13 protein-coding genes and 1 pseudogene are annotated in these 13,770 nt (G+C 62.2%); 5 read left to right on the top strand and 9 right to left on the bottom strand.

From position 1 onward, the window contains the following. Positions 1–48: 48 nt before the first annotated feature. Positions 49–1,326 (top strand): acetyl-CoA C-acetyltransferase, encoded by a 1,278-nt coding sequence (locus B2J77_RS18155; protein ID WP_078479458.1) that lies wholly within the window; start codon positions 49–51, stop codon positions 1,324–1,326. Positions 1,327–1,433: 107 nt separating this feature from the next. Beyond that, a complete protein-coding gene (locus B2J77_RS18150; RefSeq protein ID WP_078479159.1) occupies positions 1,434–2,213 on the top strand; it encodes an AraC family transcriptional regulator in 780 nt (259 codons plus the stop codon). 69 nt (positions 2,214–2,282) lie between these two features. Here B2J77_RS18150 and B2J77_RS21975 read toward each other — a convergent pair whose 3' ends face one another. The 5 genes and pseudogenes from B2J77_RS21975 to B2J77_RS18130 all read right to left on the bottom strand — a co-directional run bounded on the left by B2J77_RS21975 (position 2,283) and on the right by B2J77_RS18130 (position 7,645). Beyond that, complete coding sequence (locus B2J77_RS21975) at positions 2,283–3,011, bottom strand: methyl-accepting chemotaxis protein (RefSeq protein WP_392475787.1); 729 nt, start codon at positions 3,009–3,011, stop codon at positions 2,283–2,285. Between the two features lie 129 nt (positions 3,012–3,140). Next, a pseudogene (locus B2J77_RS21970) lies at positions 3,141–4,028 on the bottom strand (cache domain-containing sensor histidine kinase); the annotation flags it as partial. Positions 4,029–4,403: 375 nt separating this feature from the next. Continuing rightward, a complete protein-coding gene (gene cueR, locus B2J77_RS18140; RefSeq protein WP_058638396.1) occupies positions 4,404–4,814 on the bottom strand; it encodes a Cu(I)-responsive transcriptional regulator in 411 nt (136 codons plus the stop codon). Beyond that, positions 4,811–7,207, bottom strand: coding sequence for a heavy metal translocating P-type ATPase (locus B2J77_RS18135; RefSeq protein WP_078479157.1), 2,397 nt, complete (start codon positions 7,205–7,207; stop codon positions 4,811–4,813). Before B2J77_RS18135 ends, cueR begins: the two co-directional genes overlap by 4 nt. 51 nt (positions 7,208–7,258) lie before the next feature. After that, positions 7,259–7,645, bottom strand: coding sequence for a hypothetical protein (locus tag B2J77_RS18130; protein ID WP_078479156.1), 387 nt, complete (start codon positions 7,643–7,645; stop codon positions 7,259–7,261). A 137-nt stretch (positions 7,646–7,782) separates the two neighbouring features. On the opposite strand from B2J77_RS18130, the gene B2J77_RS18125 reads away from it, so the two are divergent. From B2J77_RS18125 to B2J77_RS18115, 3 genes are all read left to right on the top strand, one after another. Further along, positions 7,783–7,980, top strand: coding sequence for a heavy-metal-associated domain-containing protein (locus tag B2J77_RS18125; protein WP_058638393.1), 198 nt, complete (start codon positions 7,783–7,785; stop codon positions 7,978–7,980). A gap of 99 nt (positions 7,981–8,079) precedes the next feature. Next, positions 8,080–9,261 carry a multidrug effflux MFS transporter gene (locus tag B2J77_RS18120; protein WP_058638392.1) on the top strand — a complete coding sequence of 394 codons (1,182 nt, stop codon included), beginning with the start codon at positions 8,080–8,082 and terminating at the stop codon, positions 9,259–9,261. 344 nt (positions 9,262–9,605) lie between these two features. Continuing rightward, positions 9,606–10,319: an ArsR/SmtB family transcription factor gene (locus tag B2J77_RS18115; protein WP_058605269.1), complete on the top strand. Its 714-nt coding sequence runs from the start codon at positions 9,606–9,608 to the stop codon at positions 10,317–10,319. Between the two features lie 5 nt (positions 10,320–10,324). Here B2J77_RS18115 and B2J77_RS18110 read toward each other — a convergent pair whose 3' ends face one another. The 4 genes from B2J77_RS18110 to B2J77_RS18095 all read right to left on the bottom strand — a co-directional run bounded on the left by B2J77_RS18110 (position 10,325) and on the right by B2J77_RS18095 (position 13,685). Further along, the gene (locus tag B2J77_RS18110; RefSeq protein ID WP_078479155.1) at positions 10,325–11,272 is read right to left on the bottom strand and encodes an adenosine deaminase; all 948 of its coding nucleotides are present in this window, start codon (positions 11,270–11,272) and stop codon (positions 10,325–10,327) included. 85 nt (positions 11,273–11,357) lie between these two features. Next, entirely contained in the window at positions 11,358–12,044 is a 687-nt protein-coding gene (locus tag B2J77_RS18105; RefSeq protein WP_078479154.1) for an SDR family oxidoreductase, read from the bottom strand. Positions 12,045–12,428: 384 nt separating this feature from the next. Continuing rightward, on the bottom strand, positions 12,429–13,013 hold the full coding sequence (locus B2J77_RS18100; protein WP_058638388.1) for an IMPACT family protein: 585 nt from the start codon (positions 13,011–13,013) through the stop codon (positions 12,429–12,431). Between the two features lie 9 nt (positions 13,014–13,022). After that, on the bottom strand, positions 13,023–13,685 hold the full coding sequence (locus B2J77_RS18095; RefSeq protein ID WP_023535181.1) for a TetR/AcrR family transcriptional regulator: 663 nt from the start codon (positions 13,683–13,685) through the stop codon (positions 13,023–13,025). Positions 13,686–13,770: the final 85 nt, after the last annotated feature.

Here is a 13,770-nt window from a genome sequence, read left to right as displayed (position 1 = left end):
AAAACACCTAGGCTCTACGGATCAAATTGTTTCAGGAGGAACATGCGCATGCGCTCACTTCGCCGGGTCGCTATTTTGGGCGGCAACCGAATTCCATTCGCCCGTTCCAATGGTGCGTACGCCACAGCCAGCAACCAGGACATGCTGACTGCCGCACTCGAGGGGCTCATCGAACGTTACCGTCTGCACGGCCTGCGCCTTGGCGAGGTGGTGGCAGGCGCGGTACTCAAGCATGCCCGGGACATGAACCTGACGCGCGAGTGCGTGCTGGGTTCGCGCCTGTCGGCCTCGACCCCCGCCTATGACATTCAGCAGGCCTGCGGCACCGGGCTGGAAGCGGCATTGCTGGTGGCCAACAAGATTGCCCTCGGGCAGATCGACTGCGGCATTGCGGGCGGCGTCGACACTACGTCCGACGCACCCATCGCCGTGAGCGAAGGCCTGCGCCGGATGATGTTGCAAGCCAACCGGGGCAAGGCGCTGGGTGACCGCCTCAAGCCTTTCCTGGGCTTGCGGCCTCACCACCTCAAGCCTTCGCTGCCGCGCAACGGAGAGCCACGCACCGGGTTGTCGATGGGCGAGCACTGCGAACGCATGGCCAAAACCTGGCGCATTGGCCGGGCCGAGCAGGACGAATTGGCGCTGCGTAGCCATCAATGCCTGGCACGTGCCTACCAGGAAGGTTGGCAAGACGATTTGATGACCCCTTTTCGGTCGCTGACCCGGGACAACAACCTGCGTCCCGACTTGACGCTGGAGCAATTGGCCAAGCTCAAACCGGCCTTCGACCGCAGCGATGAGGGCACCTTGACGGCAGGCAATTCCACGCCGCTGACCGATGGGGCCTCGCTGGTGTTGCTGGGGACCCAGGAGTGGGCAGACCAACATGGCCTGCCGGTGCTCGCCTATCTGGTCGATGGCGAAACAGCCGCGGTGGATTTCGTCGATGGCCGCGAGGGCCTGCTGATGGCGCCCGTTTATGCGGTGCCGCGCTTGCTGGCCCGCAACAACCTGACGCTGCAGGATTTCGATTACTACGAGATCCATGAGGCATTCGCAGCCCAGGTGCTGTGCACCCTCAAGGCCTGGGAGGATGCCCAGTACTGCCGGGAGCACCTCGGGCTGGATGCGCCGCTGGGGGCGATCGACCGTTCCCGGCTGAACGTGAAGGGCAGCTCACTTGGGGCAGGGCATCCATTTGCCGCCACCGGTGGGCGCATCCTGGCCAACTTGGCCAAGCTGCTGTCCACGGCGCCCCAAGGACGCGGCCTGATCTCCATCTGCGCCGCAGGTGGGCAGGGCGTTACGGTCATCGTCGAGCGGTGAGCGTCGGTGTTCATCCGGCTGGGTGACCGAAGGTGCACATGGAGCCGGATAACGCCGAGGGCATTTAGGCTGGTAGGCTTGGCCGATCATCATGATAAGAAATCGCCATGCCTGCCATCGGACATCCTCGTCCCATTCCAACGCTCGATTGCCTGCCTCGACCGCTCTATGCACGCGCCGAGCGACTGGTGGCCGGCTCGTGGACGACGTCGCATCAACATGACTGGGTGCAGTTTTCCTATGCCATCAGTGGCGTACTGGGGGTGTATACTCAGGAAGGCAGCTACTTCGCCCCGCCGCAATGGGGCGTGTGGATACCGGCGCAGGCCGAGCATGCCGTGTCCAGTTCGATGCAGGCCGAAATGCGCAGCCTCTATATACGGCGCGATGCCTGCCCGTGGGCCGCGGAGCGTTGTCGTGTACTGGAAGTGACCCCCTTGGCCCGTGAGCTGATCAAGCAGTTCTGCCTGTACCCTGCGCATTACCCCGAAGGCGATAGCGCGCAGGCGCGCCTGGTCGCCGTGCTGCTTGACCAATTGCAGGCGTTGCCGGAAGTGGCGTTTTCGTTGCCGCTGCCACAACACCCAGGCTTGCTTGCCCTGTGCAATGGCCTGATTGCTACACCGGATCAGCCGCAGACCTTGCAGCAATGGGCGTGCGAACTGGGGTGTTCGGAAAAGACCCTGATGCGGTTGTTCCTGCGCGAGACTGGGTTGAGTTTTCGCAACTGGCGCCAGCGCATGCGCTTGCTGTCGTCCTTGACCGCGCTCGAGGCGGGGCACACGGTCACTGACGCGGCGCTGGGCTGCGGGTACGACTCGACCTCCGCCTACATCGCCGCCTTCAAGCAGCTGTTCGGTGCCACGCCGGGCGAGTTGAAGCTCTAGCGGCTTACCGGGTGCGGCGCTGCGCGAGCCCGTGAACGTGCAGGCCCGATGCTCGCGAAGCTCTTGCCGTCAGGTACGGAACCTGCGCACCAGTGAGTCCAGCTCGTTGGACAGGCCGGCGAGGCTTTCGGAGTCCTGGCGGGCGGCCTGGGCCAGTTCCGCCACCAGCTGGGCATCGCCGTGGATCTGGCTGATGTGCCGGTTGATGTCCTCGGCTACCTGGTGCTGCTCTTCGGCTGCCGTGGCGATCTGCGTGTTCATGTCACGGATCACGTCCACCGACTCGCGTATTTGCCCAAAGCTGTCGCGGGCCATGCCGATACGGCTCACCGATTGCTGCGAAACTTCGAGGCTGGCGTGCATTTGCGCCGCCACCTCGGCCGTGCGCCCGGCCAGGTTGCCCAGCAGGCCGTCGATTTCGGCCGTGGAGTCGGCGGTTCGCTTGGCCAGGGCACGTACTTCGTCGGCCACCACCGCGAACCCGCGCCCTTGCTCACCGGCACGGGCAGCTTCGATGGCGGCGTTGAGCGCCAGCAGGTTGGTCTGCTCGGCAATGGAGCGAATGGTGCCCAGGATCGACTGGATGGCGTTGCTGTCGCGCTCAAGCTGCTGGATCGACTGCGCCGACTGCTCGATCTCGTGGCTCAGGCGGTCGACGCTGCTGACGGCGGCATCGATCTGCTGCTGGCCTTCGCGCGCCTGCTGCTGGCCGCTATCGGCCGACTGCGCCGCCTGGCTGCAGGAGCGCGCGACCTCGTTGGCAGTGGCGACCATTTCATGGAAGGCGGTGGACACCATGTCAACGGCCTCACGCTGGCGCCCGGCGGCCTCGGCCATGTCGCTGGACACGCGTGTCGAGCTGGTGGAGGTGTTGAGGATGTTGCCGGCTGCGGCGCTGATGTGCTGGATCAGGCTGCGAATGGCCCCCAGGAACTGGTTGAACCAGCTCGCCAGCTGGGCAGTTTCGTCACGGCCGCGGATTTCCAGGTTGCGGGTCAGGTCCCCTTCGCCCTGGGCGATGTCCTCAAGCCCATTGGTGACGCTGTTGATCGGGCGCACGATCAGTTTGGCGAACGTGGCACCCACGACGGCGAACACGGCAGCCAGTACCAGCGCGACGATCCCGATCAGCCAGGTCAGGCGGGTGGTGGTCTGCATCACCTCGCGTTGCTCGATCAGCCCGATCAGCGTCCAGCCCAGCTGTTCGTCCGGGTAGATATTGGCCATGTAGCGAACACCGTCCAGCTCGACCTCAGCCAGGCCCTTGCCGTGCTTGGCAAGCTCGGCGTAGCCGTCGCCGAAGCTCGCCAGTTGTTTGAAGTTGTGCGCAGTGTCCCGCGGGTCTACCAGGACATTGCCGTTGTTTTCGACCAGCAGCAGGTACCCGCTCTCGCCCAGCTTGATCTGCTTGACGATTTCGGTGAGGCCTTTGATGGAAACGTCGACGTTGACCACGCCGCCAGGGTTACCCAGCTGGTTGGCCACGGCACGTACGGTGCTGACCAGCACGGCATCGTCGGCGGCCCAGTAGTAGGCACCGGTGCGCAGGGTCTTGCCAGGGTTAGCCATGGCCAGCTGGTACCAAGGGCGTGTACGCGGATCGTAGTTGACGAACTTCTGCCCTGCCGGCCAGCCGACGTAGCCCCCGTCGGCGACCCCGTAGGAGAGGTAGGCATAGGCAGGATGGGCATTGGCCAGGCTGGTCATGAACGCCAGAATCTTGCTCGATTGCTCGCCCAGTTCGTAGGACGGCGTGGCGCTCATGTACTTGGTCAGTTCGTTGCCAGTGGCCGCCACCAAGGGTTGCGAGGCCATGTACTCCACGTTCTGGCTGATGCCTTGGAAGAAGATGTTCATCGCGTTGCTGACCTGACGGATTTCTCGACTGCTGCTGTCGAGGAAGCCATCCCTGGCCTCGCCGCGTAGGTTCAGTACCACCAAGGTGGCCACCAGCACGATGGGCAGGGCGGCGATGATCGCAAAGGCCCAGGTCAGTTTCTGTTTGATGCTCATCGGCGCTCCCGAATTATTGTTGTCGACACATGAGGCAGGTACCTAATGCATCGGCAGCAACCGAATTTTATGTAGGAAAACGCCCGTAAATATTGGGCGAAGTCGCTATTGATGCCTATTCGGTCGCGTTTGGACGGGAATGCCCTATGAGCTTGGTTGCGGGGCTGTCGGAAATGCTCAGCGGCAGCAGCGCCCCGGCGCTTCGTTGGCCAGTTCCTTGAGAATCGGACAGTCCGGGCGGTCATCGCCGTGGCAACTGGAAACCAGCTCGACCAAGGTGTCGCGCAGGCTAACCAGTTCCTCGATGCGCCTGTTCAACGCATCGATATGCTGGCTGGCCAGTGCCTTGACATCGGCGCTGGCTCGCTGCCGGTCCTGCCACAAGGTGAGCAACTTGCCGACTTCCTCAAGGGAAAACCCCAGGTCGCGCGAGCGTTTGATGAAGGCCAAAGCATGCAGGTCCGCAGGCTGATAGATCCGATAACCGCTGTCGCTGCGCAAGGCAGGCTTGAGCAGGCCGATGGATTCGTAATAGCGGATCATCTTGGTGCTGAGCCCGGTACGGGCTGCCGCTTGGCCAATGTTCATGGTGCCTCCTGATCAAGGGCGGGCTTCCAGGCCTTGAGCAACAGCGCATTACTGACCACGCTGACGCTGGAGAGCGCCATGGCCGCGCCTGCCATGACCGGGTTGAGGTAACCGAAGGCAGCCAGCGGGATGCCGACGAGGTTGTAGATGAACGCCCAGAACAGGTTCTGGCGAATCTTCGCGTAGGTTCTACGGCTGATTTCAAGGGCTGCTGGCACCAGCCGCGGATCACCGCGCATCAGGGTGATGCCGGCGGCCTGCATGGCCACATCCGTGCCACCGCCCATGGCGATGCCGATGTCTGCAGCCGCCAACGCCGGTGCGTCGTTGACGCCATCGCCGACCATGGCTGCGGCACCGCCTTGCTTGAGGGCCTCCACGGTGGCGGCCTTGTCCGCTGGCAGCACCTCGGCGTAGACATCGGTAATGCCGAGGGCGGCCGCCACGGCCATGGCGCTGCCCCGGTTGTCGCCAGTGAGCAGGTAGCTGCTGATGTGCTGATTGCGCAGGGTCTGGACCGCCTGATCGGCCCCGGGCTTGAGGCTGTCACCGAACGCGATCAGGCCAAGCACGTTGGGAGAGGTCCCGCTCTGGACGAGCCAGGACAAGGTGCGCCCCTGTGCTTCCCAGGCGTCAGCCGATGCGGCCAGTTCACCGGGCGCCAGGCCAAGGTCTTGCAGCAGGCGGCGATTGCCCAGTGCCAAGTCACGCCCATCGACACGTCCGGCAATGCCGCGACCGATCAGGGACTGGCTGTCGGCCACCTCGGGCACACGCAGGCCACGGTCGGCGCAGGCGTCCAGCACGGCTTTGGCCAGCGGGTGTTCACTGCCGCGCTGAAGCGCGCCGGCCAATCGGTAAAGTTTGTCCGAATCGCCGTCCAGCGCTTGGCTATGCACCACTTTCGGGCTGCCGGAGGTGAGCGTACCTGTTTTATCGAACACGACGCGGTTGACGGCCTGCGCGCGTTCGAGTGCTTCTGCATCTTTGATGAGGATGCCGTGGCGTGCGGCAACGCCTGTGCCCGCCATGATCGCGGCCGGCGTTGCCAGCCCTAGCGCGCATGGGCAGGCGATGACCAGAACGGCCACTGCATTGATCACGGCGGTTTCAAACGGCGCGCCGGCCAGCCACCATCCCAACAAGGTCATCGCGGCGAGTATCAGTACCGCCGGCACGAAGACCTGGCTGACTCGGTCGACCAGTTTCTGAATGGGAGCCTTGGCAGCCTGGGCGTCTTCGACCAGGCGGATGATGCGAGCCAGGACGGTCTCTGTGCCAAGCGCTTGCGTGCGGACCAGCAACCGACCCTCGCCGTTGATCGCACCCCCGGTGACGCTGTCTCCGGGTTGCTTGGTGACTGGCAGGCTTTCGCCGCTGATCAGGGCTTCATCGGCATGGCTGTGGCCGTCTTCGACGATACCGTCGACCGGAAAACGCTCACCAGGCTTGACCATGACCAGGTCACCCACGCGCAGGTGGGCGATGGCGACCTCCTGCTCCACGCCATCGATGACCCTCAGCGCACGTTCGGGACGCAGCGCTTCCAGGGCGCGTATGGCACTGGCGGTCTGGCGCTTGGCACGGCTTTCCAGGTACTTGCCCAGCATGACCAGGGCGATGACCACTGCACTGGCTTCGAAGTAGAGGTGGGGTGTGCTACCCGATGGCGCGTTGGCCCATTGATAAAGGCTCAAGCCGTAACCGGCACTGGTACCGAGGGCAACCAGCAGGTCCATGTTGCCGCTGCGCGCACGCACGGCTTTCCAGGCCGCCACATAGAAGCGGGCGCCCAGGATGAACTGCACCGGCGTTGCCAGCAGAAACTGCGCCCAGGCCGGCAGCATCCAGTGCAGGCCCAACGGTTGTACCAGCATGGGCAACACCAGGGGAAAAGCCAGCAGCAGCGCCGCGGCGACTGCAAGGCGTTCCCGGCGCAAGCGGCGTTGGGTCGTCGCCTGTTCACTTTCGGATGCGTGCGGCAGGCTGGCGTGGTAACCGGCTTGCCCTATCGCATCGATCAGCGCCGCATCCTGAACGCCATCGAGGACATTCAGGTGGGCACGTTCGTTGGCCAGATTGACGCTGACCTTGAGAACCCCCTGCACCTTGGCCAGCGCACGCTCGACCCGGCCGACGCAGCTGGCGCAGGTCATGCCGGCGATCTGCAATTCCACCGTATGGCTGGGCACCGCGTAACCGGCTGCGTGTACAGCGTTGACCAGTGCATCCAGGCTATCGGCCGGCGCCTGCACACGGGCCTGCTCGTTGGCAAGGTTGACGGTGACGTGTTCTGCGCCGGTGACCTTGCGCAAGGCGCGTTCCACTCGGCCAGCGCAGCTGGCGCAGGTCATGCCGGAGACGGGCAGGTGATAAGTGACGGGCGTGGACATGATTTCCTCCTTGGGCACGCTGCCAGCATCAACCTTGCCATGCGGGGAAGGTCAATAGTCCAACGGCGCTCGCTTGAGCTCCATCCCATACTGGCCCATCGCGATGCGGTACTTGTTGATCTGCCCGGCTTGCAGGTTCAACCGGGTGCTACGTTGATCTTCAAGACCCGGGGCGCAACCGGGTGTCTGCCCAGGCAGCAGGCGCAGGCGCACATCGACAGGGCCCGCAGGCAGGTTGAACGACGTGGACTGTTCCTGGAACAGTCGCCCCGACAGTTGATCGTTCAGGTAGACACCGATCTCGCAACTGGTGGCCACTTCAAGCCGTTCGCGGGAAATGATCAGCACGCTGTAGGCCGAGTTGTCCTCGGCGATGGCCGGCGGCACCGCCGCGAGCGCACCCAGCAGCCCGATGAAGCCCATTGCTGTCCTGAACATGAACACTCTCCTGCTTGCCTGTTTCAAAGTCGCAGCTTGGCCGAGGTGGACGCGAATTGCCACCTCCAGACACGCACGCTTGACCTTGCCCCCATGGCAAGCTTGAAACTCGCTGAAAACCCAGAGGAGGTATTCCCATGCACGTATTCTCGGTAGAAGGCATGACCTGTGGCCATTGCGTGAAGGCGGTTACCCAAGCCGTCCAAGCCCTAGATGGCGCTGCCAAGGTCGATGTCGACTTGGCAAAGAAGCAGGTCCGCGTCGACAGCAGTGCTAACCCGGCGCAGATACGGGCGGCCATCCAGGAAGAGGGTTATCAGGCCGAGATTGCATAAGCGCTCGAGCCAGGTAACGCGATTGTTGGATTGTTTTGCGCAGGACGGGGTCCACAGCAGGTAGAATGTGCAACTTTGTTAGCTTGCTATGGATTCCCGATGAACCTGCGAATGGTCCTTATCCTGGGCGCACTCAGTGCGTTCGGGCCTTTGGCGATCGACTTCTATCTGCCTGCCTTTCCGGCGATAGCCCAGGCGTTCGCCACTGATGAAAAACACGTCCAGACTACCCTGGCTGCCTACTTTCTCGGGCTGTCCATCGGGCAGTTGCTCTATGGCCCGGTGGCTGACCGTTTCGGTCGGCGCAAGCCATTGCTGTTCGGCGTGGCGCTTTTTACCCTGGCATCGCTGGCCTGCGCCTATGCGCCCAACCTGGACACCCTGATCCTGGCGCGCTTTGTCCAGGCACTGGGCGGCTGCGCGGGTATGGTGCTGTCGCGGGCGATTGTCAGCGACAAGTGCGACCCGGTGGCTTCGGCCAAAGTGTTCTCCCAGCTGGTGCTTGTCATGGGTTTGGCGCCGATCCTTGCGCCCATGCTGGGCGGCGTGTTGGTCAACCATGTTGGGTGGCAGTTCATATTCCTGTCCCTGAGCCTGTTCAGTGCCGGCTGCCTGCTCGCCGTCAGCCTCGGGCTGCCTGAAAGCATGCCTGATCATATTCCCCGGCAGCCATTGTCAGGCGCTTTGCGTCAGTACCTGCGCCTGCTCGCCGACCGCGTGTTCCTGGGGCACGCCTTGACGGGCGGTATCGCTATTGCCGGCATGTTCGCCTACATCGCAGGCTCGCCGTTCGTGTTCATCAAGTTGTACGGGGTACCTGCCGAGCATTACGGCTGGTTCTTCGGTGCCAATGCTGCGGGGTTCATCCTGATGGCTCAGGTGAACGCCCGCCTGCTGGCCAAACGCGGGCCCGCTTGGCTGCTGAGCCGTGCGGTATGGGTGTACCTGATAGCAGGCCTGACATTGCTGAGCATGGCGGCGTTCAAGCCCGCAGCGCTCTGGCCGCTATTGGTACCGCTGTTCGTGTGCATCGCGAGCCTGGGGTTCATTCTGCCCAATGCCTCTGCTTGTGCCATGAGCGGGCAAGGCGCTCGGGCGGGCAGCGCTTCTGCCTTGATGGGCTGCGTGCAGTTCAGTGTTGCCGCAGGGGCCGCGGCGTTGGTGGGTGTACTGCACGATGGCAGCGCGGTGCCCATGGCGTTGGTGATGAGCCTGTGCGGGGCGCTGGTGGTAACGGTTGCGCTGTTGACGCGGCGCCTGCAATCGAGGCGCTCGGTGTGAGGCATGAAGAACCTTCGATAATATCTGCGCTATTTGGTGAAGACGGCTGTGGGCATCTTCCGAATTCGCAATAAGCGATATGCCTTGACTCATCCCATGCTGAGCCATTTTTTCTGTCAAACCGCCGAGATACAGGCTGCTTTGCGAACATGCCGCTGAAGAAGCCTCCTGCAAAGGGTAGCCCTACCCAGTGGCATTTTTGCGACAACGAGGCCTGGCAGTGGCGCCAGGGTGGCTCCAGGTGCGGCTTATACTGACGAGCCAGGCCAGCGCGAGCGAGGGCGTTCGTGGGCCAGGGTCGGCCATCGCATCTACACAGTGAATTTGCAGGGAGTCACAGGGACATGAACGCAGCCAGCAGCATCAGCCAGATCGCCAGCCTGATGGCCGACCCCAAGCGCAGTGCCATGTTATGGGCCTTGATCGATGGCACACCCCGCCTGGCCAATGAGTTGGCCATCATGACCGGGCTAAGCGCCTCATCGGCTTGTGCACACCTTTCGCTGCTTTCTTCAGCGGGTCTGCTTCGGCATGAGGCCCGGGGGCGCAAACGTTATTTCCGCCTGGCAACGCCTCAGGTGGGCGCCGCTGTGGAGGCCCTTGCCAGCGTGCAGCTCGAACAGGCAAGAAATCGTCATGCCCACACGCCGCGCCCTACATTGCCCATGTCCGTGCGACGCGCCAGACGGTGCGGCGATCACTTGGGCGGTGAGCTTGCGGCCGAACTCTACCACCGCCTGGTAGTGGCCGGATGGCTGGATGGTTGTGGGCGGCAGTTGGTGGTCAGCGATGAGGGGCGGGCGCAACTGGCTAGCCTTGGCGTATACATCGATGCGTTGGCACCGCATCAGCCCAGAGCATGCACGATGTGCCGCTGCACCGAGTGGCATGACATGGAGCCGCACCTGGGGGGCGTTCTGGGCCAGGCGCTGTTCCGCCTGTTCCTGCAATCGGGATGGATACGCGAGGCCGAGGATACCCGGGCGCTGCACATATCACCGCTGGGTATCCAGCAGATCAATCGCATCGCCCGGGTCGAGACGCTGCAGGTGGGCTGAGTGCGTCAGACCAGGCGCGCATCCAGGCTGTTCTGGGCAAGCCGGCGAGCCTGGTCTTGGGTCATTCCCAGGTGAGTGTGCAGGGCATGGAAGTTTTCCGTCACGTAGCCCCCGAAATAGGCTGGGTCGTCTGAGTTGACGGTGACTTTTACGCCTTTTTCCAACATGTCGAGAATGTTGTGTTGGCTCATGTGGTCGAACACGCACAGCTTGGTGTTGGACAATGGGCACACGGTCAAGGGAATCTGCTCGTCGATGATGCGCTGCATCAGGCGCTCGTCTTCGATGGCGCGCACGCCGTGATCGATACGTTTGATCTGGAGCAGGTCCAGCGCTTGCCAGATGTACTCAGGCGGGCCTTCCTCGCCGGCATGCGCAACGGCCACAAAGCCTTCGCTGCGTGCCCTGTCGAACACACGTTGGAACTTGCTGGGTGGGTGGCCCATTTCGGAACTGTCCAGCCCAACGGCAATGAACGCATCGCGAAACGGCAGGGCCTGGTCCAACGTCTTTTGGGCTTCGTCTTCGCTCAGGTGGCGAAGGAAGCTCAGGATCAGGCCGCTGCTGATGCCCAACTGGTCACGGCCATCCTTGAGTGCCTGGTTGATGCCATTGAGCACCACTTCAAAAGGAATGCCGCGGTCGGTGTGTGTCTGTGGATCGAAGAAGGGCTCGGTGTGAATCACATTCTGCGCTTTGCAACGCTGCAGGTACGCCCATGTGAGGTCGTAGAAGTCCTGTTCGGTGCGCAGAACGTCGGCGCCCTGGTAGTACAGGTCGAGGAACTCCTGCAGGTTGTTGAAGGCGTACGCACCGCGCAACGTCTCGACATTAGCCCAGGGCAGGGCAATCTTGTTGCGCTCGGCCAGGGCGAACAGCAGCTCGGGTTCCAGGGAGCCTTCAAGGTGCAGGTGCAGTTCGGCCTTGGGCAGGGCGTTCAACCAGTCATACATATAAGGTGATCTCAATCAGGTACGGTTGCCGCCATTCTACAGGGCCAGGCCTGGCCGTGCGCCCCAATGGCGGCAACCTGCCCAATCACCAGACCAAGGGTTCGCCCTTGTAGTTGATGAAGCGAAGGCCCGCCGTTCCACTTTGGGCCTTGATCTGCTCAAGCATGCCACGCGTGCTGGTCAGCACGTCGATCTCCGCGTTTTCTCCGCCCATGTCGGTTTTCACCCAGCCTGGATGCATGGCCAATACGCACAGGTCATGGCGCGGCTGGGCCGCCACAAAACTGTTGATCATGGAGTTCAGGGCAGCCTTGCTGGCTTTGTACAAGCAGATCTCCCCGCCATCAGGCACTGCGACACTGCCCAGAATGGAGCTCATGAAGGCGAGTACACCGGTCTGTTCACGTACATGTTCAACCAGACGGCGTGCGACACGAATCGGTGCAACGACATTAGTCATGAACAGGTCACCAATTTCTTGGTGCGTAACGCTTTCCACATCCTGTGGGAGAGGGCCCATCACGCCTGCGTTGATAAATACCAGGTCGAATAGCTGACCGGTCAGGCGCTTAGCCAGGGTGTCGAGTTGGGCTGGGTCATTCATTTCCAGCTGTTCGATACGCACGCCTGGAACATCCGCCAGAGCGCCTGGTTCTTGCGGATTGCGTACTGTGGCAGTGACCTTCCACCCGTCTTCGTACAGGCGGTTGACCAGGCCCAATCCCAGGCCGCGTGAGGCCCCGATGATCAGAGCGGTTTTTGAATCGGCCATGAGCGTGCTCCATAGGGTTGTTAGAGCCTGTGAGCATAATTCATAGGACGCCTGGATGTGCCCGGCCATTTGTGACGCTGCACTGCGGCGCCTTGCTGCTTGAAAAATGAGCAACCCTCGGCGCGGCCATGTGCCACAGGTGCCCTGTCGTTTCACTCACGGGTTATCCACAGGCTGCTCCACAATTAATGTGTGCAAACCGCAGTTATCTGGTCGCATGGCCGCCTGCGCATGGGGATAACTTAGGCTGGCTTAACTGAAGCTGCCGATTTCGTAACCTTGGTCAAAATTTGATCAAATCTATGGAGGGGGCATGCTCATTGGGCTCTAGGCGTATGCCCCAAGCTTATCCACAGCCAGGCCCACAGTTGCTGTGGGCAACACTTAGCAACTTTCTAGCAGGATTCGGCCGCGGCTCAGGTCTGCCAATTGTTGTTGCAGAGGCAGCCTGTGGACATCTTCGAAGGCAATCTTCAGGTCTACACCGTTGGCGGTGAAGTGCTCTTCAAGCACCAGACCCTGGACGTCGGCGACCCGCAGTTTCACCAGCGCCAATTCGCTGAATGCACAACTGCAAGTGAACTCGCTGCGTTGTACCAGCAGGCGCTTGGGGGCCTGTTGCAGGCATTTGTTGGCGCCGCCGCCGTATGCCCTGGCCAATCCGCCGGTACCAAGCTGAATGCCACCGTACCAGCGGATGACCAGCACCACCACCTGATCGCAGTCCTGTGCCTCGATGGCTGACAGAATCGGGCGGCCGGCCGTGCCGCCAGGTTCGCCGTCGTCGCTGCTGCGGTATTGGGGCCCGATTTTCCATGCCCAGCAATTGTGGGTGGCGTCGGGGTCGCTGTGACGCTCGATGAAGCTCATGGCATCGCTGGCACTGGCGATGGGCCCGGCCAGGGTAATGAAGCGGCTTTTGCGAATGTCCTCGCGGAATTCGCAGAGGTCGAGCAGGGTAGAAGGCATAAATGTCGGTCAGGCAACTGGCGCGATGCCGCATCCTTTGAGAATGATGTGGATAAGGTTGGTGCTGGCATCTTCCATATCTTGCTTGGTCAACCGGCTGCGACCGGTCACCTGGCAGATCTGGGTGGCGAAATCGGCGTAGTGCTGGGTGCTGCCCCACAGCAGGAAGATCAGGTGGACCGGGTCGACAGGGTCCATCTTGCCTGCATCCATCCAAGCTTGGAACACTGCCGCCCGGCCCCGGAACCACTCGCGGTAGTCAGCGCTGAAGTACTCGGTCAGGCAGGAGCCGCCGCTGATCACTTCCATGGCGAAGATTCGCGACGCCTGCGGGTTGCGCCTGGAGAACTCCATCTTCGTGCGAATGTACCGGCTAAGCGCCTCGCCCGGGTCGTCCTCGACGCTCAAGGCGTTGAAGGTGCTGTCCCATAGCTCGATGATGTTGCTGAGTACGGCAATGTACAGGCCCAGCTTATTGGTGAAGTAATAATGCAGGTTGGCTTTGGGCAGCCCTGCCTTGAGGGCGATGGTGTTCATGCTGGTGCCCTTGAAGCCATGACGGGCGAACTCGTCTTCGGCGGCCTTGATGATGGCCTGTTCATTTTTCTGTCGGATACGGCCTGCGGGTTTGCCGGAGGCGGATAGGCGGTGCGCAGGGACTTCTAATGTCATGAACGATTCCGTGCAGGGGGATGGCTGCGTCTGTAGGACAAGATTACCTTCCCACGGCAAAGTAACAAGCATTGGCGGCAGAGAG

Origin of the sequence: Pseudomonas parafulva, assembly GCF_002021815.1 — a bacterium.
GTDB classification, from domain to species: Bacteria; Pseudomonadota; Gammaproteobacteria; order Pseudomonadales; family Pseudomonadaceae; genus Aquipseudomonas; species Aquipseudomonas parafulva_B.
This window is presented reverse-complemented; position numbering and strand designations above follow the sequence as displayed.

Excerpts from the sequence above, each read along its gene's own strand:
- B2J77_RS18095 (WP_023535181.1), bottom strand. The coding sequence starts at position 13,685 with ATGACATTAGAAGTCCCTGCGCACCGCCTATCCGCCTCCGGCAAACCC.
- B2J77_RS18120 (WP_058638392.1), top strand. The coding sequence starts at position 8,080 with ATGAACCTGCGAATGGTCCTTATCCTGGGCGCACTCAGTGCGTTCGGG.
- B2J77_RS18125 (WP_058638393.1), top strand. The coding sequence starts at position 7,783 with ATGCACGTATTCTCGGTAGAAGGCATGACCTGTGGCCATTGCGTGAAG.
- B2J77_RS18130 (WP_078479156.1), bottom strand. The coding sequence starts at position 7,645 with ATGTTCAGGACAGCAATGGGCTTCATCGGGCTGCTGGGTGCGCTCGCG.
- B2J77_RS18115 (WP_058605269.1), top strand. The coding sequence starts at position 9,606 with ATGAACGCAGCCAGCAGCATCAGCCAGATCGCCAGCCTGATGGCCGAC.
- B2J77_RS18135 (WP_078479157.1), bottom strand. The coding sequence starts at position 7,207 with ATGTCCACGCCCGTCACTTATCACCTGCCCGTCTCCGGCATGACCTGC.
- B2J77_RS18100 (WP_058638388.1), bottom strand. The coding sequence starts at position 13,013 with ATGCCTTCTACCCTGCTCGACCTCTGCGAATTCCGCGAGGACATTCGC.
- B2J77_RS18110 (WP_078479155.1), bottom strand. The coding sequence starts at position 11,272 with ATGTATGACTGGTTGAACGCCCTGCCCAAGGCCGAACTGCACCTGCAC.
- B2J77_RS18150 (WP_078479159.1), top strand. The coding sequence starts at position 1,434 with ATGCCTGCCATCGGACATCCTCGTCCCATTCCAACGCTCGATTGCCTG.
- cueR (WP_058638396.1), bottom strand. The coding sequence starts at position 4,814 with ATGAACATTGGCCAAGCGGCAGCCCGTACCGGGCTCAGCACCAAGATG.
- B2J77_RS18105 (WP_078479154.1), bottom strand. The coding sequence starts at position 12,044 with ATGGCCGATTCAAAAACCGCTCTGATCATCGGGGCCTCACGCGGCCTG.
- B2J77_RS21975 (WP_392475787.1), bottom strand. The coding sequence starts at position 3,011 with ATGGTGTCCACCGCCTTCCATGAAATGGTCGCCACTGCCAACGAGGTC.
- B2J77_RS18155 (WP_078479458.1), top strand. The coding sequence starts at position 49 with ATGCGCTCACTTCGCCGGGTCGCTATTTTGGGCGGCAACCGAATTCCA.